The organism is Pseudomonas palleroniana (assembly GCF_022836895.1).
Taxonomy (GTDB): Bacteria; Pseudomonadota; Gammaproteobacteria; order Pseudomonadales; family Pseudomonadaceae; genus Aquipseudomonas; species Aquipseudomonas palleroniana.
Genome location: NZ_CP092411.1, coordinates 5,566,354 through 5,589,301, shown reverse-complemented (window position 1 = coordinate 5,589,301; position 22,948 = coordinate 5,566,354). Strand labels below are relative to the sequence as shown.

Below are 22,948 nucleotides of genomic sequence, written 5' to 3'. Positions count from 1 at the left end.
GTGAGTTACCTCTCTTTCAGTTTTGCGCCCGGTCGGGCATCTCGGATTTCTGGGTTTTAACGGTGTTGAGTGCCATGTTTTGTTGGCGCGAACCGGCTTGTTTAAGCTGCGCAACCCACTGCGGGTCGGCATCGCCGATTTCGTTGTTGACGGGCAGATATCGTTCGGGGAACTCCCAGATCAGCACTTGCGGCGGGCTGTTCTTGAAGTCATCGCTTTTCAGGTAGCTGAGCATCGGCAGGATCGGGCCGTGGCCGTCTTCGGCGTAGCTGATTACGTCGCTGTGCAAGGCTTGCTTGAGCGCGCCGACGAAGTTCCAGTTGGGGTTGGCGCTGTAGCTGGTGCCGACCAGGGCCACTGGGGTTTCGCTGTCGCTGAATAACGCATCGTCACCTTTGTTTTCAGCCAGATGAGTGACACGTTTTTGCAGTGGCTCTTTGGGCGGCATCAGGTTTTCGAACAACGGGTCGAGCGGCAGGAACAGACGCAGGTCGCCTTTATGCGGCTCGGTCCTTTCGGCTTCGGTGACGAAGCGCTGGGGTTCGCCGCTGAGCGGGGTCTTGTCGGCAATCACCTTGGCCAGCTGTTTGGCCGCGACTTCGGCGCCGTCCGGTGTCCAGTGGGTGTCGGTGCGCAGGAACACCTGCTTGCCGCCGAGCTTGGCCTGTTGCAGCGGGCCCAGCAGGTCGGGGGCGATGATCTTGTCGGCGGCCACGTGGGCGTGGAAGTCCTGGTACAGATTGGCGTGGATGCTCGCAGGTTTCACCTCACCCAGGTGTTCCGGGTACAGGCGCACCTTGGCCGGCACGATCGCCATCACCAGTTGAATACCCTGGGCCTTGAGCTTCTGGCGCACGCCTTCGACCAGTGCGTAATTGTCTTGCAGGTTCTGGTCTTCGTTGGCGCTGGGGTTGAACTCCTCGTCGCTGTACAACCAGTGATCGCGACCGAGCACTACGCCCTTGCGACCTTCGTTGAACAGCTTGTAGTCCAGCGCGGCCCAGAGGTTGGTGCCCAGGCGCTTGATCGGGAACTCGTCGTCGTAGTGGGTCTCGACGGCCTTGGTCCAGCGACCGTTGAGTACGGTCGCGTCGGCGTTGGTGCTGAAACCGAAGAAACTGCGCAGCGACCAGGCGCCAAGGGCCAGCAGCAACGCCAGGAACAGGCTGATATAGAGGATGCGCAATGAGCGGGTCATGGTCGGCTCCCTCAGAATTGGAAGTAAAGGAACGGCGAGAAACTCTGCGCCGACAGTTTGAGAATCGACGCCACGAACAGCAGCAGCACCGCGGCGCGCATGGCGTAGCGTGGCCAGTCAGCCGTCCAGTAGGCCGGTTGCACGGCGGCATCCCGGCCGACGGTGAAGCCGGGCTGGTGGATGCTGCCTGGGTTGTCGCCCGGCACCGCCTTGATCAGGCTCGGGTCGGCCGGGCGGGTTTTCTCGGCGGGGCGGTTGGCGTAGAAGTCGCGCAGGCCGAAGAACGCCAGCGTGGCGTACGCCACCACCAGGGTTGCCACTTGCAGGCCGGTGAGGCTGGCGCGGTTGAGTTCCGACAGCGACCACTCGTTGAAGCTGAACATTGCGCCGTACATACGCCCGGCGACGTGCAGGTTTTCAGCGCGGAAGATCACCCAGCCCATCACCACCAGGAGGAAGGTAAAGGCCCAACGGATGACGTTGAAACTGCGGGGTGTAGTGTTGAGGCCGATGGCTTTCTCAATCGCCAGCCACATGCCGTGCCACGCGCCCCACACGATGTAGGTGATGTTCGCACCGTGCCACAGGCCACCGAGCAGCATGGTCAGGAACAGGTTGCGGTAGGTGGTCAGCGTGCCTTTGCGGTTACCGCCCAGGGTGATGTACAGGTAATCGCGCAACCAGGTGGACAGGCTGATGTGCCAACGTCGCCAGAACTCGGTAATCGATTGGCTGATGTACGGCTGCTTGAAGTTTTCCATGAAGCGAAAACCCATCATCAAGCCCAGGCCGATAGCCATGTCGCTGTAGCCGGAAAAGTCGAAGTACAGCTGCGCGGTATAGGCCAGCGCGCCGAGCCAGGCGTCGCCGGTGGTGGGGTTTTGCAGGGCGAAGCAATGATCGGCCACCACCGCCAAGGTGTCGGCAATGAACACCTTCTTGATAAAACCCTGCATGAACCGGGTGCAGCCCTCGGAGAATTTATCGAGGGTGTGGGTGCGGTTGTTGAACTGGTCGGCCAGGTCGCGAAAACGCAGGACCGGGCCGGCGATCAGGTGCGGGAAGATCGCCACGAACGCGGCAAAGTCGATGAGGTTACGCGTGGCCGGGGTGTCGCCGCGGTACACGTCGATGATGTAGCTGATGGACTCGAAGATGTAGAACGAGATACCGATCGGCAACAGCACGTGAGTGAGGATGAACGGCTCCAGGCCCATCGACTTCATCATCACATTGATGCTGTCGACGCCGAAGTTGGCGTACTTGAAGTAACCGAGGATGCATAGGTCGACGGCCACGCCGAGCAGCAGCCAACGCTGTGCCGGCCGGGTGCGTACACCGGCGGCGCCGACCTTGAGGCCGATCCAGTAGTTCCACAGGGTGACGGCGGCGAACAGCGCCAGGAAGTCCACTCGCCACCAGGCGTAGAACACGTAGCTGGCAATCAGCAGCAGCAGGTTGCGATAGCGTTGCCCGCTCAAGTAGTACAAGCCGAGAAAGATCGGCAAGAACAGAAACAGGAACACATTGGACGAGAAAACCATCCCGATCTCTCCATGTTTAACCAACAGTCAAGGGCCGCAGCCCCCCCAAACCCCCCCACGATTTCGAGGGGAGGTTGTGATCGTTGTGATCGTTCCCATGCTCTGCGTGGGAATGCCTCACTGGACGCTCTGCGTCCGCTTTCTGGACGCGGAGCGTCCCTGGCTGCATTCCCACGCGGAGCGTGGGAACGATCAGCCGCTAACTGCCTTTGTTGCCTTTTTCATGCGTCGGGTCGTAGACCTTGGTCAGGTCGCCACCCAGGCGGAAAGTCTTGAAGGGCTGCATCCCGTGCTTGCGCTCGAGTACATCCGGGGCGCAGGTGTAGAGGGTGCAGAAGGGTTCGAGCCAGGCGAATTTCATGTCCTGCTTCAAGTCCTTCATATCCTGCTCTTTGCCGTTCTTCTGTTCGAAGATCTGCGGGTCTTTCACGCCGGCCAGCACTTTGTCGCCCAGGCGCTTGAGCGCGCTGTTGTTTTCCTGGCGCAAGTCCACGCCATTGACCAAGGCAAAACTGGCGATCATCGACAGCGGCGGCAGGGCGTAGTTGTGATACGACAGGGCCCGCTGCTGACGCTTCAATTCGTTGGGCAAAAAGCCCTGGTCGTCGACCTGGTTCACGCCGACCTTGTATTCCTTCACCGCCCAATCAAACAGGTCGCGGCGGTTGGTGGCGATGGACGTGGCCATCACCGACCAGGCGGCCCAGTAGGAGTGGTTGTTGGTTTTTTCCAGCGGCAGGTTGTCCCAGTCGCTGACGACTTGATCGGCCAGCTTGTTGAACCACGCCTCGATCAGTTGCGATTCCTGCTGATGGTTGGCCAGCGGGTGAGAGTCGGAGAACTTCAGGCGCACATAGGCCGAGGCCATGCTGCCCAATGCCCATTTGCGCATGGATTTGCCGGTGTGGTTGAAGTCCTTGGACATCAACGCATCGGCCTTGGCCCACGACACCAGCCAGTTCAACGTGCACTCGAGCTGTTCCGGGCGGCCGTCACGCATGAACTGCATCACGCGCTTGCTGGTGTCTTTTTCCAACTTGGTGATATCGGCGGTGCTGTCGCGAAAGGCCTGTTCGGACTTCAGGTTCAGCGTGGCGCGAGCCTTGTCCGAGCCTTCGTACTTGCTGCGAAATTGCAGCGGCCCGGTGTAGGGCGTCGGCATGGTGTCGCAGTTTTCCTTGAAGTCGCCGGTCTTGAACGCTTCAATCGGTGCGAAATAGCCCTGGGGCGGACGTAGCGGGGCGGCGGCGTTGACGGAACCGGCGAAGATCGCCAGGCCGAGCAACGAGGGAATCCATAGTTTTTGCATAAGTCACCTCACTTCCCGAGTTGGGCGGTCTGCTGACCACCGCTTGGGAATACGTTGCGTGTGCAAATTTTCGCTTCGACCTTTTGCGCGGCAGCTCCCGCTTCCGGCCCCTGCACTTCCACGGCCAGCAAGTTCTGCGAGGCCCAGTCTTCATCGGTGCGCAGTTCAAAGGCGAAACGCCCGTCTGTATCGGATGTTTCGGGTTTCTCGATCTTGATGTCCTCGTGGCGCCCGTTCATGTACCAGAGGGTGGCGTGCAAGGTTTTCACCGACGGATCGGCGAAGCGGATATCCACCTGATGGCTGCTGTTACGCAGGTCCTTGTTCGCGCTGTTGACCAGCAGTTCGTTCTTGCCGGGTTTGAGCGTGGTGCTGGTGCTCATCTGCGCGGTCTTGCCTTCACAGCCGTTGTCGAGCAGCGCCATCATCTGGCGGTAGATGGTTTCCTGGTCCAGGCGATACAGCGGCGAGAATTCCCAGATCAGGATCTTCGGTGGGCTCTTCTGGAATTCATCGCTGCCCAGGTACTGGATCATCGAGCCTTCCAGGCCGCCGCCGGGGAAGGCGACGTTGAGGATGTCGGCACCGATTTCCTGTTCCAGGAAGCCGGCGAAGTTGTAGTTCTTGCCACTGTGGCTGGTGCCCACCAGCGTGATCTGCGGGTTGCCCGAGTCACCGAACAAATCGCCGTCGCCCGCTTCGCCCTTGGGCTCGGTGGTGAACTGGTCCATGTACTGGATTGCATAGCTGGTGCCGCACAGTTGCCCGGCCATGTTGTGCAGGGTGCCGGTCTTGCCCATGCGTCCGGAGCGTTTGGTTTCGAATTCACGCTTGGGAATATCCGCGAACTCAGGCATCGCACGCACTTTGGCGGCGACTATTTTCGCGGTGCGCTGGGCGCCGTACGGGGTCCAGTGCTGGTCGCCGCGGAAGTAGAAGTCGTGGGCCGGCAATTCATCCGGCAGTTGCTCGTTGGTCAACGGCGACAGGTCCGGCACTACAAAGCCCATCTTGGCGAAACGGCCGAGCATGCTCTTGTAGTTGCCCAACGCCTTGTCGAAATCGAACTTGGCTTTTTCTTCGGGGTTGAGCTTGTTGCGGTTTACCAGGCCACGGGTCGGCTGGTAGACCAATACCAGCTCCACGCCCTTGGCCTTGAACGCATCGTGCAGCTGTTGCATGCGCTTGTAACCGGCCGGGGTGGTGTCGAATTCGGTGCGCAAATCTTCCTGGGTACGGAACAGCCAATCGCCCTGGGCTTGCACCAGGGTGGTGAAGTTCTGCTGGTAGCGCGTGGTGTAGTTCTTCGCGTCATGCGCGGCCGGGCACAGGCTGCAGCAGGGTTCGGCGGTGAAGGTCGGGGCCTTCAGTTCGTCGGCGCGTACGCCCTGGCTGGCCGCGAGCAGGCCGAGGGTCAGACCCGAAAGGCTCAGCAGTTTGATCATGTGTGGGTGCATAAGGGTCATCCTCAATCCTGCATTTCGGTCTGGCGTTCGACAGGGTCGATCAGCACGGCTTTCTGCTGGCGTACCAGCAGGTCGAGAATTTCTTCCTGGCGATCGCCCAGCACGCCGTTGAAGCTGATGCCGCTGGACTTGGTCGGTGCCAGCATCGACACGCGATACAGCTCGACGCTCAGCGGCGAGTCGATGGACAGCGGCCCGCTGGCGTTGCCTGCCAGTTCACCGCCGACCACGATCAGCGAGACCTTGGCGTCGAACGGGTCGAGGGCGATGTCACGGTCGGTGTCGGTCAGATCCTTGATGTGGCCGTACACGCCGGTCAGGCCGTTGGCCATGGCCGTGTTCTCGTAGAGCTTGATGTTCACGCTGTTGCGCACGCGAATGCCGTGACGACGGTTGCTGATCACCTTGTTGCCCCACAACAGGTTGTCGCCGCTCTCATAGAGGGTGATGCCGTCGGTGTGGTTGCGGTAGATCTCGTTGTCGACGATCAGGTTGTTCACGCTGTTACGGTCGATCACCAGGCCCGAGAGCTTGTTGTCGTAGCTGCGGTTGTTGAAGATGAAGCTGTCATTGACCTCACGGGAAATGATGATGCCGTGCTTCTTCTTCGTGCCGTGCACGGTGTTGTCGGCGATGATCAGGCCATGGGAGCGGTCGTGGGGGTCGATGCCGTAGACGATGTTGTCCTTGTAGGTATTGCCCTTGATGACAAAACCGGTGGTTTCATAGCAGTAGAAGCCGTACCACATGTCCGAGAACTCGGAATCGATGATCCAGCCGGTCGGTTCCGGGCGCTTGAGCACCTTGGCCATGTTCGGGGTGTACTGGGAAATACTCACCCCGTATGACTTGCTGTTGGCGTAGCCGAAACTGGCCATCTTGCTGTTGGCCACGTAGGTCTCGGTACCGCCCCAGGCCAGCAGGAACGGACGGAACTCCTTGGGTGACTGGAACAGTGCCGGGCCGTTGGTCTTTTCATTCCAACCGGTGATTCTGGTATCACGCACGAACAGCTGCCCGTCGTTGATCAGGAACGCACCGGCTTGTTGGGACAGGCGCAGCTCCTGGGTTTTGCGGTCGATTTCGAGGATGCCTTTACGCCCGACCACGATCGGCAGCTTGGCCAGGAACACACCCGGCGAGGTCTCGCTGAAGTACTGCTTGGGTACTTTGCCGAGCAAGTCCTTGAGGTTCATGTAGCCGTCATCGACGAAGATCGCCTGGGGAATGCCGTGCTGACGCACCACCCATTCGGCCATCTTGTTGTCACCGCCGATGAAATCCTTGAGCGCGTCTTCCTGCATCATGCGACGGATGCTGATCTTGCCGGGCTTGCTGCGTACGACTTTCTTTTCCAGCGCCGCAGCGGTGTAGCCGCTCAGGTCCGGCAAGGCGGGCTTGGCCATTTCCAGCGGTGCGGTCGGCGGGCTGGAAATGGTGTAGGTCTTGGCCTGTTGCAGCCCTTTGGCGATGGTCGGCGCCTTGGCCGCCGAATCGGCAAACGCCGGGGCGCTGGCCAGCAGCATTGCGGCGACGAGTAGGCTTTGAGCATTCATTGCGCAGGCTCCCATCAGAATCGCCAGATCACGTCGACAAAGGCGCGGTGCATGTACGAGTCGACTTGGCTGCCATAGGCGTCGCCCGGTTTGAACACGCCTGCACGAAAGCGCACCAGGGCCGATGGTTCATCGATCGACTGGCTCAACGCGGCCGGCAGCAGGCCCTTCTTGAAGTACTTGGTGACCACCAGGTCCATCTCCTGGCCCAGGTCTTTCTTGCCGTCTTCAAGGGGCAGGGAAGTGCTGGACAAGATTGCGCCGGTCACGTCATCGGTGTTGTTCTGCACGGCGTCGATACCGTTGCTGCCCACCGGCTTGTTGCCGTCGACACGCCAGAACTTGTGGTAGACCAGGCTGGCGTCATAGTCCTCGCGCAGTTGCCAGGAACCGAACAGGCTCATGGACTGCATGTTGTTCATCTCCCCCCGGAACGCCTCGCCGAAGCGGTGCACGCGGGACTGGGTGCCGGTCCAGTTCGAACGATTGCTCTGCAGGCCGTTCTGCTCGTATTCGGCGCTGGCGCGCGAATAAGCTGCACCGACTTGCCACTGCGGGTCGAGGCGCAGGCGCACACCGATATCGGTGGCCCAGCCGTTCACGTCATCACTGCGCTTGGCGTTGCCCGGGCGGGTGCCGTCGGCATTCAACGCGTTGACTGTGTCGCGGTTGCCTTGCATGCCGGTGATGCTGGCCCAGTAGTTGACGGTGTTGGTGTTACGCCAGTTATAGGCGTCGCTGTTGGCTTCGAGGCCGAGCCAGGTCAGGTCGCCGTTCTCGCGCTTGTCCAGCGGGTCGGTAGCCACGCCGGGTTCGGCGTAGTCGAGCTTGCCATCGTCATGGGTGTGGTGCCCGCGTATGCCGATCCACTGGCCCGGTGTCCACTGGTAGGACGCATCGGCGTAGAAGTGCTGGCGGTCCTTGTCCTTGGGCGACAGTTCCTTGAGGTCGGTGCGGTATTCGCTGAAGCGTTCGGCGGCGCCGACATTGGCCTTGAGCAAGGTGGTGTCGAAGGTCCAGTTCAGCGCCTCGATATTGGTATCGCGCCATTGGCCGTCGTCGTTGCGCAGGCGTTGGCGACCCAGCTTGAGAATCTCGCCAGGGTAGGGCGTGAAGCCGCTATAGCCGACCCAGAACTCGCGCAGGGCCAGGTAGTTTTTCTTGGTCTTGCGGTCGTTGTTGCTTGACTGCTCGGTGGCGTCATCGGAGGACTGTTGCAGGGTGTCGGTCTCGATGATGTCGCTCGATGTCACGGCCTGGCCCATCGCATAGGCGCTCCACGCGCCGCTTTCACCATAGACCCACGGGCGCAGGTCGAGGCCGATGCCGTTGACGTCACCGCCGGGCTTGGTGCCCAGGTCGCGGTCGTCTTCGGACTGGCCGGTGATTTTCACTTCCAGGCCGAAGTTCTTGGCTTCGGTCAGCGCCGCCAGGGTCGGGCATGACCAGAGCAGGGCGAAGGTCAGGCCAATGCCGGCCTTGACGAATGGATTGAGCTTCATAGGGATTCCTCGCCGTCTTCTTCTTGCAGGGCGTGCAGTTGCAGCGTGCTCTGGGCCAGGGTGCCGCGGGTGGCCAGTTCTTGTTGCACCAGGCGTTGGCCTTCGGCGCGTTGCGCAGGCGTCAGCGGGGCTTCGAGCTGGGTGGCCAACTCGTTGGCCTCCGGCGTGTCCTGGGCCTTGGCCAATTGGCTGAAGACATAGGCGTTCAATGGGTCGGGCTTGGTGCCCTTGCCTTGGGAGAACAACTGGGCAATGGCGAAGTCGGCGCTGTTCTGGCCGTTGCGTGCAGCCGTCAGCAAGTGGTCCAGGGCTTTTTGCGAGTAGACCTTGCCCAGGTAGCCACGACGGTAGATCTGGCCGAGGTAGTAATCGGCGGCGACTTCCTTGCCCACGGCTTTTTCGAAGTGGGCTTCGGCGGCCTTGGCGTCGGCCGGTACCCACTTGCCTTCGTAGTAGAGCTTGCCCAGCAACAATTCGGCACGCGGCTGGTCGGCAGCGCGGCCATTGTCCAGGTACTTCATCATCTGGTCGACGTCACCCAGTTCAGGGAAGTCGTAGAGCAACTGCGCCAGGCTGACCCAGGACGCAGGGTAGCCGGGGGCGATCTTCTCCAGCAGCGCCTGGGCGGTTTTTTCGTCCGGTTGGCCGAGGCTGGCGTCGCCGAGCACACGGGCGACGCTGTCGACGCGTTGTGCGGTGACGGTGCCACGGCTGTAGCCGGCTTTCATCTGTTTGAGCAGCTCGGCTTGTTTCTCCGGCTGGGCTTTTTTCTGATAGACCGTGGCCAACTCGACGTAGCAGATATCGGTGGTGTTCAGTGCGGCCTTGCAGATGCGTTCCACATCATCCAGGTGCTGGTCGTAGGTGTCCTGCGTGCGATACAGCAGCACTTGGGCCAGACCGGCTTCGGGGTAACCGGCAGCCTGCCATTGGCTGATCTGCTGCTGGGCATTCACGTTCGGGAAACTGTGCGGGTATTGCAGGTACAGCATCGCCAGCGGGATCAGGGTGTTGCCTTCGCCATGGGCAAAGGCTTTTTTCAGCAGCCCTTCGGCTTCATGCTGTTCGGCTTCGGTGCTGCCAGGCTTGGCCACCAGCAGGCGACCGAGACGGGCCTGGGCGCGGGGCGAGGTGTCCGCCGCCGCACGGTAGGTGGCTTCGGCCTGTTTGATTTGCGCCGGATCGCGTGTGCCGACCTGGATATCGGCCAAGCCTACCTGGGCCTCGCTGTAGCCCAGGTCTGCCAGTTGCTGGTAATTCTGCTGGGCGGTGACGGTGTCGCCACGCTTCAAGGCTTCGTTGGCCAGGCGCTGGTCGGGCAGGCCGGCGCAACCGGCCAGGCTCACTGCAACAGCCAGCAAGGCCACCGAACCCAGGTGGGAGGGGGCTTGCTGTGGCGAGCAAGCTTGCTTGCGCTGGGGGGCGAAGCGCCCCCAAAAAGTCGACGACTGCTGCGCAGTCGAGCGGGAGCAAGCTCCTTCGCCACGGCAAGCCCGGTCCCACAGGGATCGTGTTGTTTTTGATATTGGGTTCACAGGCATGTCCTCGCTTACAGACCGTGAGCCATGGCTTTATCGATCAGCCAGTTCAAGGAGGGGCCGCGGTCGCTGGTCACTTCCACCGGGCGACCGGCGTAGGTGCTGTCCAGCGGGGCGTCTGGCTTGATCTGTACGCGGATGTCGGAAGACAGGTCGGCGCTGTTCAGGCTGGTGCTGCTGACGATGGTGCCGGTGCGCACCTGTTCTTCGTCGGCCACCTGGAAGCTCACCGCAGTGCCTGGGCGAACGTCGGCGAACTGGCGATAGGTGAAGCGTGCTTCCACGTTGGCCTGGCTGCCGCGTGGCACCAGATGGAAGATCACGTCACCTTTGCTCGCGTACTGGCCGTCGGCAACCAGTTGCTGGGCGACCACACAATCGCAGGGCGAAGTGAGGGTGCCGGTCATTTGCTTGCCGAACAGTTCTTCAACCTTGGCCGGCTGCAGTTGGTCTTCGTCCAGGTGGCCTTTGAGGACATCGAGCATGCTGGTGCTGAACGTCGCCAGTGGCGCGCCTTTGGCGGCGACCGCGTCACCTTTGAGCAAGCTCTGCACGGTGCCGTCGCGGGGCATGGTCACGTTCATGCCGGGCACGCTGACCAGGCCGGCCTGGGCGTGGCTGACGAAGTACATGCCGTACACCGATTTGAAGATAAACCCGAACGCCGCAAGGCCGACCAGGAAGATCCCCGCGCTGAACGTCACTGCACGCAGACGCCCGAACGCGGTCATGCCGCTGCCGCTGTCCTTGACCTTGCGTGCCTTGGTGAAGTTGTCGCGTTGCAGGGTGGCGAGCACGTCGCCCATGGTCACGATGTCACCGGACAAGTGCGAGGTGATCAGGTGGCGCAGGGTGGAAATGTCTTGCGGCTCCAGGTTCTGGAACTGGCAACCGGCGCGGCCGCTCTGGCGGTCGTAGGAGCGGATCTGCAGCTCCACATCCATCGCCAGGCCGAGGTTGTCGATGACAAATTGCAGGCGGCCTTTGTGTACGGCGCCGACGGTCAGCGGCTGGGTGGAGGTGAACGCCAGGCCACCAGCGGACAGGTCGATCACTCGTGCTTCAGTCGGTGTGCGGTCAGAGTTGAAGAAGCGCAACTTGGCCGGAATCTTGACTCGGGCATGTTGGCGCTGGGCTTCGGATTCGTGGACAACATTGGCATTGACTGGGCTGTTCATACTGTTCGATTTCCTAGTTAATTCAGGCTTGGCAGGGTCAGACCATCATCAAAAGCACGGCGACAAAAATGCTGCCAGCAGAGAAGGTCATGGTCCGAGACGACCAGGTGTTGAACCAACGTTGAAAGCTGGCCAAATCGCGGGTCAGTTTGGTGTCCTGGCGGGTCCAGGACTGTTGATCAAGGCGGAAGAACACGTAGATCTTCACCAGCGCCCCCATGATCTGGTTGTAATAAAGAATCACCGGGTAGGCCGGGCCGATCTTGTGGCCGGAGCACGACAGCAACAGCGTGAGAATCAGGCGAGTGATGCCGATCCACAGCAGGTACGCGAGGATGAACGCGCCGCCGTATTTGAAGGTGGCTATGAACGCTACGGTCAGGCCGAGCAGGGACGTCCACATCGACACGCGCTGGTCGAACAGCACGATGCTGGTAAACACGCCCAGGCGGCGTACACCCAGGCCCAGGGCGCGGGAGTTCTGGCGCAGGTTGTTGCCGTACCAGCGGAACATCAGTTTGCGGCTGGCCTTGATGAAGCTTTTTTCCGGTGGGTGCTCGACCGTGTTGATCGCGGCATCCGGCACGTAGAAGGTGTCGTAGCCCAGGCGCATCAGGCTGAACCAACTGGACTTGTCATCACCGGTCAAAAACTTGAAACGGCCCAGGCGCCAGTGTTGCAGCGAGTCGCTTTCCACATCGGCGATGAAGTCCGGGTCGGTGACCACCGTGGCACGGAACACCGACATGCGCCCGGTCATGGTCAACACGCGCTTGGACAGGGCCATGGAGCACATGTTGATGTGCCGCTGGGCGAACCGCAGCTTGTGCCATTCGCTCATGATGTAGCCGCCGCGTACTTCGCAGAACTCGTTGGTGGTCAGGCCGCCGACATTGTCGAACAGCTGGAACCACGGCACGGTCTTGCGTACCACGCCCTCTGCGAGCACGGTGTCGCCGTCGATCACGGCCACCACGGCGCGGTCATCCGGCATATGCCGGGAGATGGCGCGGAAGCCGAAGGCCAGGCCGTCGCGCTTGCCGGTGCCGGCGATGCGCACGAAGTCGAGCTTGACGTGGTCCGGAGGGTTCATGCGTTCCCACAGGCTTTTCACCAGCAGCTCATCGGACATTTCCACCAGCGAGCAGACCACCGTAGTGGGGAAGCCGCATTCAATGGCTTCACGGATCACCGAGCTGTACACCTGGGCGGTGGTCAACGCGTCGATACGGAAGCTGGTGACCATCAGGAACACATGGGACGGGTCGGCGGCCTTGCCCAGCTTGCGCACTTTGCGGCGCAGGTGCGGGTAGACCACGTACAGGAACAGCATGCCGCGAAAGAAATGCGTCGCCCCCATCGAGTAGCGCCAGATACCGACAGCGCCAATCAGGAAAATAAAATTCTTCGACTGCGAGTCGAACGTGCTCGCCGGCAACAGCAGGGCGAGACCCATCAGCAGGCTGAGGAAGAACAACCAGCCGGCCGATTGGAGCAAAATGTGTCTTAACTTGGACATGAGCGTCATCCGAGGGTGGAGAAGGCTCCGGCTGCAAGCGCTGGGGAAGTACCCTTGCAGCCGGAACTTACCGTTGCCGTTACCAGCAAATGCCTTCGGTGCGGCCGCCGGCGCTGGTCGCCTTGGCCATGAAGCCCACCAGGTCGATCACTTGCTTGCCGTGCGGTGCTTCGTGCGCCAGGGCGCGGAACTTCTCGTCGCGGTTGCCCAGGATGATCACGTCGGAGTTGTTGATCACATCATCGAAGTCCGAGTTGAGCAGGGACGACACATGGGGGATCTTGCCTTCGATGTAATCCTTGTTGGCGCCGTGCACACGGGCGTACTCGACGTTGCTGTCGTAGATGCTCAGGTCGTAACCCTTGCCGATCAGCATTTCCGCCAGTTCCACCAATGGGCTTTCACGCAGGTCGTCGGTGCCGGCCTTGAAGCTCAGCCCCAGCAGCGCGACTTTGCGCTTGTCGTGGCTGGAAACGATGTCGAACGCGTTCTGGACCTGGGATTCATTGCTGCGCATCAGCGAGTTGAGCAACGGCGCTTCCACGTCGAGGGAACCGGCGCGGTAGGTCAGGGCGCGTACATCCTTGGGCAGGCACGAACCGCCGAAGGCGAAGCCTGGGCGCATGTAGTACTGGGACAGGTTGAGGGTCTTGTCCTGGCACACCACCTCCATCACTTCACGGCCATCGACACCAACGGCCTTGGCGATGTTGCCGATCTCGTTGGCAAAGGTGACTTTGGTGGCGTGCCACACGTTGCAGGTGTACTTGATCATCTCGGCGACGGCGATGTCCTTGCGGATGATCGGTGCGTCGAGTTCTTCGTACAGCGACTGCAGCACGTCGCCGGACGCTGTGTCGAACTCGCCGATGACGGTCATCGGTGGCTGGTCGTAGTCGGCGATGGCGGTGGATTCACGCAGGAACTCCGGGTTGACCGCGACACCGAAGTCGACGCCGGCTTTTTTGCCGGAGCAGTCTTCGAGGATCGGGATCACCACGTTGGCCACGGTGCCCGGAAGCACGGTGCTGCGCACCACGATGGTGTGGCGGGTGGTCTTGTCACGCAGGACGAAGCCGATTTCGCGGCACACCGACTCGATGTAGTTGAGTTCCAGGTCGCCGTTCTTCTTGCTCGGCGTGCCGACGCAGATCATCGACAGGTCGGTGTCGCGGATGGCTTCGGCGAAGTTGGTGGTGCCGCGCAGGCGACCGTTAGCGATGCCCTGGCTCAACAGTTCGCCCAGACCCGGTTCAACGATTGGCGATTTGCCCGCGTTGATCAGGTCGATCTTTTCCTTGGAAATATCTACACCGACCACTTCGTGGCCACGGGCAGACAGGCAACCGGCACAGACTGCGCCAACGTAACCTAGACCAAATATGCTGATGCGCATCGCATTTACCTCTTTGTGTTAATCACGCCAATTAGATGGCCGGAGTTCATGTTTGCAAGCGTCACTGATTGCCGCGAAAGTTGGGCGAATAAACGCCGACTTGTCACGTGCAGGCATGTTGAGTAGTGAGTGGCTAACGAGTGCACTCAAGTTGTGCTTAACTTGGCCTTGTTATTGGGGAGTGCTCTGAAATGTAGCCAGGCTTCCTGCTGGAAGGGGCTGGCGCCTTTGCCCGCTGGGCTCTGGCTTGCATATTTCAGGCAAACGCTGCCTTGGCCTATAGGGGATAGCAACTAATCCTTATCGCCGCCCTCAACTCAATCAGTTGATGATTCAACCCTGCTATATAAGTCGTGATGGCAACTTAGTTATTGCTGGGTTGTGATGTAAGTCATCTCCTACAGAAACAGAGAATTTTGTTACCGGTGGTATGAGCCGCGTGTTCAGGTGAAGTTCCGAGCCGCTCATCCTGTTTTCTGAAATTTCTTGAAATATTGGAAAAGATGGCACTAGTACTATATTGATAGCACTTGCTACTTCGGCCAGTAGTTGCAGGGAGTTGGTAAGCGGGGATAGTTTTGTGCCACTACCTTTTGAAAAAAGCGGTGCCACTACGAAAAAAAATGACGAATGTCGAGTGAAAGATTCGTTAGGAATGCGTCAATCTATTTTTTGACGCCAAATAAATGACGTTTTAAATTTGAAATACAGTCAAAAGTGGGAGGGGGCTTGCTCCCGATGGCAGAGTGTCAGTCACTGAATGGGTAACTGAACTATCGCTATCGGGAGCAAGCCCCCTCCCATATTTTGAGCGCCTTATTCCGGTGCGTGATCCCGCAGGAACACCAGATTGTCCGGCTTGGACAGCTGCGCATCGAAGCGATAACCCTGCACCTCGAACTGCTTCAGATGCGCTGGGTCGTTGATGCGTTCCTCGATCACAAAGCGGCTCATCATGCCCCGGGCCTTCTTGGCATAGAAGCTGATGATCTTGTACTGGCCGTTCTTCAGGTCCTTGAATTCGGTATTGATGATGCGTGCGTTCAGGGCTGTGCGCTTGACCGCCGAGAAGTATTCGTTGGACGCCAGGTTGAGCAACACATCGTCGCCTTGTTCGGCCAGGGCTTCATTGAGCCACTCGCTGATGCGTGTGCCCCAGAATGCGTAGAGATCCTTGCCACGGGCGTTGGCCAGCTTGGTGCCCATCTCCAGGCGGTACGGCATCATCAGGTCCAGAGGGCGCAGCAGGCCGTACAGGCCCGAGAGCATGCGCAGGTGGTCCTGGGCGTAGCTGAAATCGGCATCGGTGAAGGTTTCGGCGTTCAGGCCGGTGTATACGTCACCCTTGAAGGCCAGCAGTGCCTGCTTGGCATTGGCCGGGGTGAAGGCGGGCGTCCAGCTGCCGAAGCGCGCCGCATTGAGGCCGCCGATCTTGTCGGAGACGTGCATCAACTCGCTGATTTGCGCCGGGCTCATTTCGCGCAATTGTTCGATCAGTGCCTGGGAGTGATCCAGGTACTGCGGCTGGGTAAAGCGCTGGGTTACCGGCGGCGTCTCGAAGTCGAGAGTCTTGGCGGGGGAAATCACCATCAGCATGAAGTCGTCTCCTGAAATCGTGGCGTGTAGCGTGGCCGCGATTCTAGGGGGTGCAGCGTTTTGACTCCACCTATGATGGCGATAGTCGCGATCCGCTATGATGCCCGGTGACTCTGGAGAGGGAGACCCTGTGTGCGAATCGCGCTTTTAATCTCGGCTTGTCTGTTATGCCTCAATACCCAGGCTGCGCCGGTGGATGTGGCGAGCCTGGATCGTGGCACCTGGCCGGAAAAACTCAGCAGCCCGGCGCTGTTCGATGTGGCCTCGCGTGCGGAAATCCTGATGTTCGCCCACAGCCTGTTGGCCAGTGAGGCCCAGGATGACGGCGCGCTCAAGCAGCGACTGGGGCTGAAGATCATCAACCTGGCGTCGATCTACGACCTGCGTCGCCAGCTGTGGCAGCGCCTGCTGGAGAACTACACCCTCGCCCAGCAGAGTTGCGAAGAGGACGCCTCGTTCTGCTACCTGGTGGAAAACATGGATGACCTGCGCGAGCAGGCCGGCAAGTTCGAAGTCAGTGAAAACTCCTTCTATATAGGCTGGGCCGGGCCGAGCCATCAATTCCATGAGCGTTACCTCGATGAACTGCTGCGCAAGGCAGCGCTGTTCCCGCAGATCAGTAGCGAAGTGGCGCGCTTTGGTGACCATGAGCGCAACGGTGATGAGCTCAATGATCGAATGTTCCTGCTGACCTTCGACGGCGGTCCGGCACCGCTCAACGGCAATACCGACTGGCTCACTGACTATTTGCGTAAACAGAAGATGAACGCCATTTTCTTCGCCCTCGGCGGCAGCCTGCAAACCCGGGTGGAACGCAGTTCGGCCAGTGACGTGCAGGCGCTGTACCACGGCCAGTGCGTGGGCACCCAGGGTTGGCAATACCGTTCCCACAGCCACTGGGTGGACTGGCAAAGCTCCATCACCCGCGGTGCGTCGCTGACGCAAAACCTGATGCCGGAAAACTATGTGCCGCTGTTTCGCCCGCCTTACGGCCAGCGTCGCGCGGACAGCCAGGGGTTCTTCCAGGCGCAAGGTCTGCAGGTGGCGTTGTGGGATATCGATTCCCAGGACGAGCCGGGCCAGCTCAAGGCTGATGAGTCGGCGCAACGGGTGCTGACGCTGATGTTGCTGTGGCGCAAAGGGGTGATTGTGTTTCACGACACCCAGGACAAGGCACGGGTGGCGTTGCCGCTGTTGTTGCAATCTACGGCACAGAGTGGCCTGGGCTGGCAGGACTGCCGGGAAGCTTTTCGTTGAAAAAGACGAAACGCCCGGCCCGGTTGGGGCAGAGGCATTTTCGGGGTGATTTTGTGCGACAAATCGATGCAGGCGGACTTCCGACTTTAACGGGGTGCCTGGCACTCGGCTAGTGTTATTCGTCATCCTGAAAAATAAACTTCAAAAAAGCGTCAAAGTGCTTTTTCCTGTCATGGGTTTTGCGGTATTACGAAGTCAGATCGCCGAAACCTGCAGCACAGGTGGCGTCTTACAAGACTCCTCAGGTGGGCACCGCGCTTGACGTCACTCAGGTGCGGTCGGTGGTCGAATCGAGGCGCAGCACCGCCCAGGTATTGCGTCGAATGGCTCCCACAAAGGTGACCGAGTATGGATGATCATGGACGTAACCCTTCTTCCGACCAGCCAATCCTTTACGTGCTTGATACCAACGTATTGATCCACGATCCAAACGCACTGCTTAACTTCGAAGAACACCACGTCGCCATCCCGATGATCGTGCTTGAGGAGCTCGACAAGCTCAAAAGCGGGCACCACAGCGTGGCCGCCGAGTGCCGCCAGGCGATTCGCCTGATCGACAAGACCCTGGGTGAAGCTTCACCCGAAGACGTTGAAGTCGGCGTGCCGATCCAGCGTGGTAAAGGCGGGCCCAAGGGCTTGCTGTCGATTCTGATGAGCAAGCGCAGCGAGCCCAACAGCCTGCTGCCGGAGAACCTGAACGACAACAAAATCATCAACCAATTGATCGACTTGCACGCACGCGACAAGGAGCTGCGCGTGGTGCTGGTGACCAAAGACATCAACATGCGCCTCAAGGCACGAGCGTGTGGGATCGCTGCCGAGGACTACAGTACCGACCAACTGGTCGACGACGTGTCGATGCTGTCGCGTGGTTATCACATGATGACCGGCTCGTTCTGGGACCGCGTCAGCAAAGTCGAAACCCGTCAGGATCATGGCCGCACCTGGCACCAGGTGCAGTTGATCGACAACCTGCCGGCCGTGCACATCAATGAGTTCATCGTCGACGAACAGGGCTTCGTGGGCTGGATCAAAGAGATCCTGGTCGACAAGCTGCTGATCCTCGACCTGCATCAGGAACCCCTGTTGCACCAGGAAGCCTGGGGCCTGAAACCGCGCGATATCTACCAGAGCCTGGCGTTGTATGCGCTGCTCGACCCGGATATCCACCTGGTCAACCTGACGGGCGCCGCTGGTTCGGGCAAAACCATTCTCGCCCTGGCCGCCGCCATCGAGCAGACCATGGTGACCAAGCGCTATCGCCGCATCATCGCCACCCGCAGCGTGCAGGGCCTGGACCAGGAAATCGGTTTCCTGCCCGGCACCGAGGCGGAAAAAATGGAGCCGTGGCTGGGGGCGATCACCGATAACCTCGAAGCCTTGCACATGGATGACGAAAACACCCATGGCAGCGTCGATTACATCCTCAGCAAAGTGCCGTTGCAGTTCAAATCCCTCAACTACATTCGAGGTCGCAGCTTCCAGCAAAGCCTGATCCTGATCGATGAATGCCAGAACCTCACGCCGCACCAGATGAAAACCATCATCACGCGTGCCGGCGCCGGTTCCAAAGTGGTGTGCCTGGGTAACCTGGCACAGATCGACACCCCTTACCTGTCCGCGACCAGCTCCGGGCTGACCTACCTGACGGAACGTTTCAAAGACTTCCCCAACGGCGTGCACATCGCGCTGCAAGGGGTGCCTCGTTCGATCCTGGCCGAATACGCCGAGTCGCACCTGTAAACACAGACCTGTGAGAGTTGGTGGCTAAATGCCACGAACCACCCCGGATTTTTCGCGAAGTCCGGGGTTTTTGTTGTGGGCGACATTTGTCTTCGTTAATGCGCCCAGGGTGCTTGTGGTCTTTGTAATTATTTTGTTACATTTTTTGCCGCTGCAAAAACAATAAGAACGCTGCGTGACCCCCGTCGGAAGACCTCCTCATTAATTCGACGAACACTTGAAAACCCCATGGGTTTTCCGCGTGACCCTGCCTATTACAAAAAGCCCGATACATCGCTCATTGACGACGCACATCTCCAAAGGGAAAGGAAAATGGACGTAGCAGGTAATGGCTCCACTGTATTTTTTCGCAAGCGCCAATCGATACCCCTCACACCCATCGCTCTCGGCTTGGCCTTATGGCTCGGCCACGGCCCAACGGCCTGGGCGGATGACAGCAACCCTTACACCGCCCCGGTGCTCGAATCGGCCTTTCGCAAAGCGGTTGCCTCGTTTGGCCCGAATACCGACGTGTATAAAAACCTGCGGTTTGCCTACGCCGATATCGTCGATCTTGCCGCCAAGGACTTCGCCGGCCAGTCCGCCAAGTTCGATTCGGCCCTCAAGCAGAACTACGAGCTGCAACCGGAAAACCTGACCATCGGAGCCATGCTCGGTGACACCCGGCGGCCACTGGACTACAGCTCACGCCTGGATTACTACCGCAGCCGGCTTTTCAGCAACAGTGGCCGCTACACCACCAACATTCTCGACTTCTCCAAGGCCATCATCGCCAACCTGCCCGCCGCCAAGCCCTACACCTATGTAGAACCGGGCGTCAGCAGCAACCTCACCGGGCAGCTCAACGCCGGCCAGTCCTGGGCCGCCGTCACCCGTGACTGGAATGCCAACGCGCAAACCTGGAAAACCCCGGAAGCCCAGGTCAACTCCGGCCTGGATCGCACCAACGCGTATTTCGCCTATGCCTTGGGCATGACCGGCAAGGGTGTGAATGTCGGCGTGCTCGACTCCGGCATTCTCACCGAACACTTCGAATTCCAGGGCAAGAACGCCCAGGGCCAGGACCGTGTGCAGGCGGTGACGTCCACGGGCGAGTACTACGCCACGCATCCGCGTTATTTCCATGACACCCCGGCCGGCGAGTTTCAAAAAGGCGAGCACTTCAGTATTTCCGGCGAGTACGACCCGACCATCAACGACGGGCACGGCACGGAAATGTCCGGTGTGCTGGGCGCCAGTCGCAACGGCACCGGCATGCACGGCATAGCCTTTGACGCGAACATTTTTGTCGCCAATACCGGCGGCACCGACGACAACCGTTTCCAGGGCTCCAACGATCTGGACTACAACGCGTTCATGGCCAGCTACAACGCCCTGGCCGCCAAGAATGTGTCGATCGTCAACCAGAGCTGGGGGCAGAACTCGCGCAATGACGTGGAAAACCATTTCGGCAACGTCGGCGACAGCGCGGCCGACAACCTGCGCGACATGACCGCCGCCTACCGCCCGTTCTGGGACAAGGCCCACGCCGGGCAGAAAACCTGGATGGATGCGATGGCCGATGCTGCCCGGCAAAACAGCTTTATCCAGATCATCTCGGCGGGCAACGACAGCCACGGCGCCAACCCGGACACCAACGCCAACCTGCCATTTTTCAAGCCGGATATCGAAAGCAAATTCCTCTCGATCACCGGTTACGACGAGACCAGTGCCCAGGTCTACAACCGTTGCGGCACCTCGAAATGGTGGTGCGTGATGGGTGTTTCCGGGATTCCGTCCACCGGGCCTGAAGGTGAAATCATCCCCAACGCCAACGGCACCTCCGCCGCTGCGCCGAGCGTCTCCGGGGCTCTGGCGCTGGTGCTCCAGCGCTTCCCCTACATGACCGCCAGCCAGGCCCGGGATGTGTTGCTCACCACCTCCAGCCTGCAAGCGCCGGATGGGCCGGACACCCCTGTGGGGACCCTGACCGGTGGCCGCACCTACGACAACCTGCAACCGGTGCACGATGCGGCGCCGGGCACGCCGCAAGTACCGGGCGTGGTCAGTGGCTGGGGCCTGCCCAATCTGCAAAAAGCCATGCAAGGGCCGGGGCAGTTCCTCGGGGCGGTGGCCGTGGCATTGCCCACGGCTACGCGTGACATCTGGGCTAACCCGATTTCCGATGAGGCGATTCGCGCCCGTCGGGTAGAAGATGCCACCGAACAAGCGACCTGGGCCGCGACCAAACAGCAAAAAGGCTGGCTCAATGGCCTGCCTGCCAATGCTTCGGCGGATGATCAGTTCGCGTATGAGATCGGCAGCGCACGGGAGCAGGCGACCCTGGCTCGAGGCAAGGATTTGCTTACCGGCGCGACCTATGTCGGCAGCCTGGTCAAGTCCGGTGACGGCGAGCTGGTACTGGAAGGCCAGAACACTTACTCGGGCAGTACCTGGGTGCGTGGAGGCAAGCTGTCGGTGGACGGCTCGCTGACTTCCGCAGTGACGGTGGACGCTAGTGCCGTGGGCACGCGCAATGCGGATAACGGTGTGACGACCACCTTGGGTGGCACGCTGGCCGGCAACGGCACGGTGGGTGCCTTGACCCTCAACAGCGGTGGCCGCGTGGCGCCGGGGCATTCGATTGGCACGCTGCACACGGGTGACGTGACCTTCAATCCAGGCTCGGTGTACGCCGTTGAAGTGGGCCCCAATGGCCGCAGCGACCAGATCCAGAGCAGCGGCGTCGCGACCCTCAATGGCGGTGTGGTGACGGTGTCCTTGGAGAATAGCCCCAACCTGCTGTCCGCCAGCGAGGCGCGCAGCCTGCTGGGCCAGCCGTTCAACATCCTCAGCGCCAGCCAAGGTATCAACGGCCGGTTTGCGGCGATTACTCCCAACTATCTGTTTATTGGCACTGAGCTCAGCTACCAGCCGAACCAACTGAGCCTGACGGTGGCGCGTAACCAGGCGACGTTTGCCAGTGTCGCGCAAAACCGCAATGAGCGTGCGGTCGCGACAGCGGCCGAAGCGTTGGGCGCGGGCAGCCCGGTGTACGAAAGCCTGCTGGCCTCCGACTCGGCGCCGCAGGCGCGGGAGGCGTTCAAGCAGTTGTCCGGGCAATTGCACTCGGATGTGGCGGCGGCGCACATGGCCGACAGCCGTTACCTGCGTGAAGCGGTCAATGGCCGTCTGCAACAGGCCCAGTCGCTGGATTCCGGCGCGCAGATCCAGGCCGGCGATAACGGCGGTTGGGTACAGTTGCTGGGCGGTCGCAACAACATCAGCGGTGACAACAACGCCAGCGGTTATTCCTCATCCACCAGCGGGGTGTTGCTGGGCCTGGACACCGACGTCGGGGACGGCTGGCGCGTGGGGGCAGCTACCGGCTACACCCAGAGCCATCTCAATGGCGCATCGTCTTCGGCAGACAGCGACAACTATCACCTGTCGGTCTACGGTGGAAAACGTTTCGATGCGATAGCCCTGCGCCTAGGTGGCGCCAGCACCTGGCACCGTATCGACGCTTCGCGTCGTGTGGCCTATGCCAACCAGGCGGACTACGACAAAGCCGACTACAACGCGCGCACCGACCAGGTGTTCGGCGAGATCGGCTACACCCAATGGAGCCAGTTCGAGCCTTTCGCCAACCTGACCTACCTGAACTACCAGAGCGATTCGTTCAAGGAGAAAGGCGGCGCCGCAGCCTTGCACGCCAGCAAACAAAGCCAGGACGCCACGCTCTCCACACTGGGCCTGCGCGCGCATACCCAATTGCCGGTCAGCTCGACGTCGGCGGTGACCTTGCGCGGCGAGTTGGGTTGGGAGCATCAGTTTGGCGCTACCGATCGCGAAGCCTCGCTGAAATTCGCCGGCAGCGACACGGCCTTTGCAGTCAACAGCGTGCCCGTGGCCCGCGATGGCGCGGTCATCAAGGCCAGTGCTGAAATGGCCTTGACCCCTGACACGCTGGTGTCCTTGAGCTACAGCGGTTTGCTGTCCAACCGAGGTAACAACAACGGGATCAATGCCGGGTTTACCTTCCGCTTCTGACCCTTTGTAGTGAGCGGGCTTGCCCCGCGCGGCGGTGTGTCAGGTAAGTTTGAGCCGCCTGACACACCGCGGCGCGGGGCAAGCCCGCTCACTACATGCATTTGGATGGGGGGC

General features: G+C 60.4%; 14 protein-coding genes. 3 read left to right on the top strand and 11 right to left on the bottom strand.

Features of this window, described 5'->3' with window-relative positions; genetic code table 11:
• Positions 1-16: 16 nt before the first annotated feature.
• The 11 genes from MJP36_RS25090 to yaaA all read right to left on the bottom strand — a co-directional run bounded on the left by MJP36_RS25090 (position 17) and on the right by yaaA (position 15,802).
• Positions 17-1,198 (bottom strand): alginate O-acetyltransferase, encoded by a 1,182-nt coding sequence (locus MJP36_RS25090; RefSeq protein ID WP_161548237.1) that lies wholly within the window; start codon positions 1,196-1,198, stop codon positions 17-19.
• An 11-nt stretch (positions 1,199-1,209) separates the two neighbouring features.
• On the bottom strand, positions 1,210-2,742 hold the full coding sequence (locus MJP36_RS25085; protein WP_244384271.1) for an MBOAT family O-acyltransferase: 1,533 nt from the start codon (positions 2,740-2,742) through the stop codon (positions 1,210-1,212).
• A 199-nt stretch (positions 2,743-2,941) separates the two neighbouring features.
• Positions 2,942-4,051 (bottom strand): mannuronate-specific alginate lyase, encoded by a 1,110-nt coding sequence (locus MJP36_RS25080; protein WP_060753874.1) that lies wholly within the window; start codon positions 4,049-4,051, stop codon positions 2,942-2,944.
• Positions 4,052-4,059: 8 nt separating this feature from the next.
• Positions 4,060-5,508: an alginate O-acetyltransferase gene (locus MJP36_RS25075; RefSeq protein WP_060753932.1), complete on the bottom strand. Its 1,449-nt coding sequence runs from the start codon at positions 5,506-5,508 to the stop codon at positions 4,060-4,062.
• Positions 5,509-5,519: 11 nt separating this feature from the next.
• Positions 5,520-7,088, bottom strand: a complete 1,569-nt coding sequence (gene algG / locus MJP36_RS25070; RefSeq protein WP_161548236.1) for a mannuronan 5-epimerase AlgG — start codon at positions 7,086-7,088, stop codon at positions 5,520-5,522.
• Positions 7,088-8,575, bottom strand: coding sequence for an alginate export family protein (locus tag MJP36_RS25065; protein WP_161548235.1), 1,488 nt, complete (start codon positions 8,573-8,575; stop codon positions 7,088-7,090). The genes algG and MJP36_RS25065 overlap by 1 nt, the downstream gene beginning before the upstream one ends.
• On the bottom strand, positions 8,572-10,116 hold the full coding sequence (algK, locus tag MJP36_RS25060) for an alginate biosynthesis TPR repeat lipoprotein AlgK (RefSeq protein WP_244384270.1): 1,545 nt from the start codon (positions 10,114-10,116) through the stop codon (positions 8,572-8,574). Before algK ends, MJP36_RS25065 begins: the two co-directional genes overlap by 4 nt.
• Before the next feature lie 8 nt (positions 10,117-10,124).
• Positions 10,125-11,291: an alginate biosynthesis protein Alg44 gene (locus MJP36_RS25055; protein WP_244384269.1), complete on the bottom strand. Its 1,167-nt coding sequence runs from the start codon at positions 11,289-11,291 to the stop codon at positions 10,125-10,127.
• A 37-nt stretch (positions 11,292-11,328) separates the two neighbouring features.
• A complete protein-coding gene (gene alg8, locus MJP36_RS25050; protein WP_161548234.1) occupies positions 11,329-12,810 on the bottom strand; it encodes a mannuronan synthase in 1,482 nt (493 codons plus the stop codon).
• A gap of 79 nt (positions 12,811-12,889) precedes the next feature.
• Positions 12,890-14,206, bottom strand: a complete 1,317-nt coding sequence (locus MJP36_RS25045) for a nucleotide sugar dehydrogenase (protein ID WP_060753869.1) — start codon at positions 14,204-14,206, stop codon at positions 12,890-12,892.
• A gap of 816 nt (positions 14,207-15,022) precedes the next feature.
• Positions 15,023-15,802, bottom strand: a complete 780-nt coding sequence (gene yaaA / locus MJP36_RS25040; protein ID WP_205344557.1) for a peroxide stress protein YaaA — start codon at positions 15,800-15,802, stop codon at positions 15,023-15,025.
• Positions 15,803-15,934: 132 nt separating this feature from the next.
• Between yaaA and MJP36_RS25035 the strand changes: the two genes are divergently transcribed.
• The 3 genes from MJP36_RS25035 (at position 15,935) to MJP36_RS25025 (ending at position 22,834) form a co-directional block, all read left to right on the top strand.
• Positions 15,935-17,059 (top strand): polysaccharide deacetylase family protein, encoded by a 1,125-nt coding sequence (locus tag MJP36_RS25035; RefSeq protein WP_161548232.1) that lies wholly within the window; start codon positions 15,935-15,937, stop codon positions 17,057-17,059.
• A gap of 348 nt (positions 17,060-17,407) precedes the next feature.
• Positions 17,408-18,802, top strand: a complete 1,395-nt coding sequence (locus MJP36_RS25030; RefSeq protein WP_161548231.1) for a PhoH family protein — start codon at positions 17,408-17,410, stop codon at positions 18,800-18,802.
• A gap of 312 nt (positions 18,803-19,114) precedes the next feature.
• A complete protein-coding gene (locus MJP36_RS25025) occupies positions 19,115-22,834 on the top strand; it encodes an autotransporter domain-containing protein (protein WP_244384267.1) in 3,720 nt (1,239 codons plus the stop codon).
• Positions 22,835-22,948 lie beyond the last annotated feature (114 nt).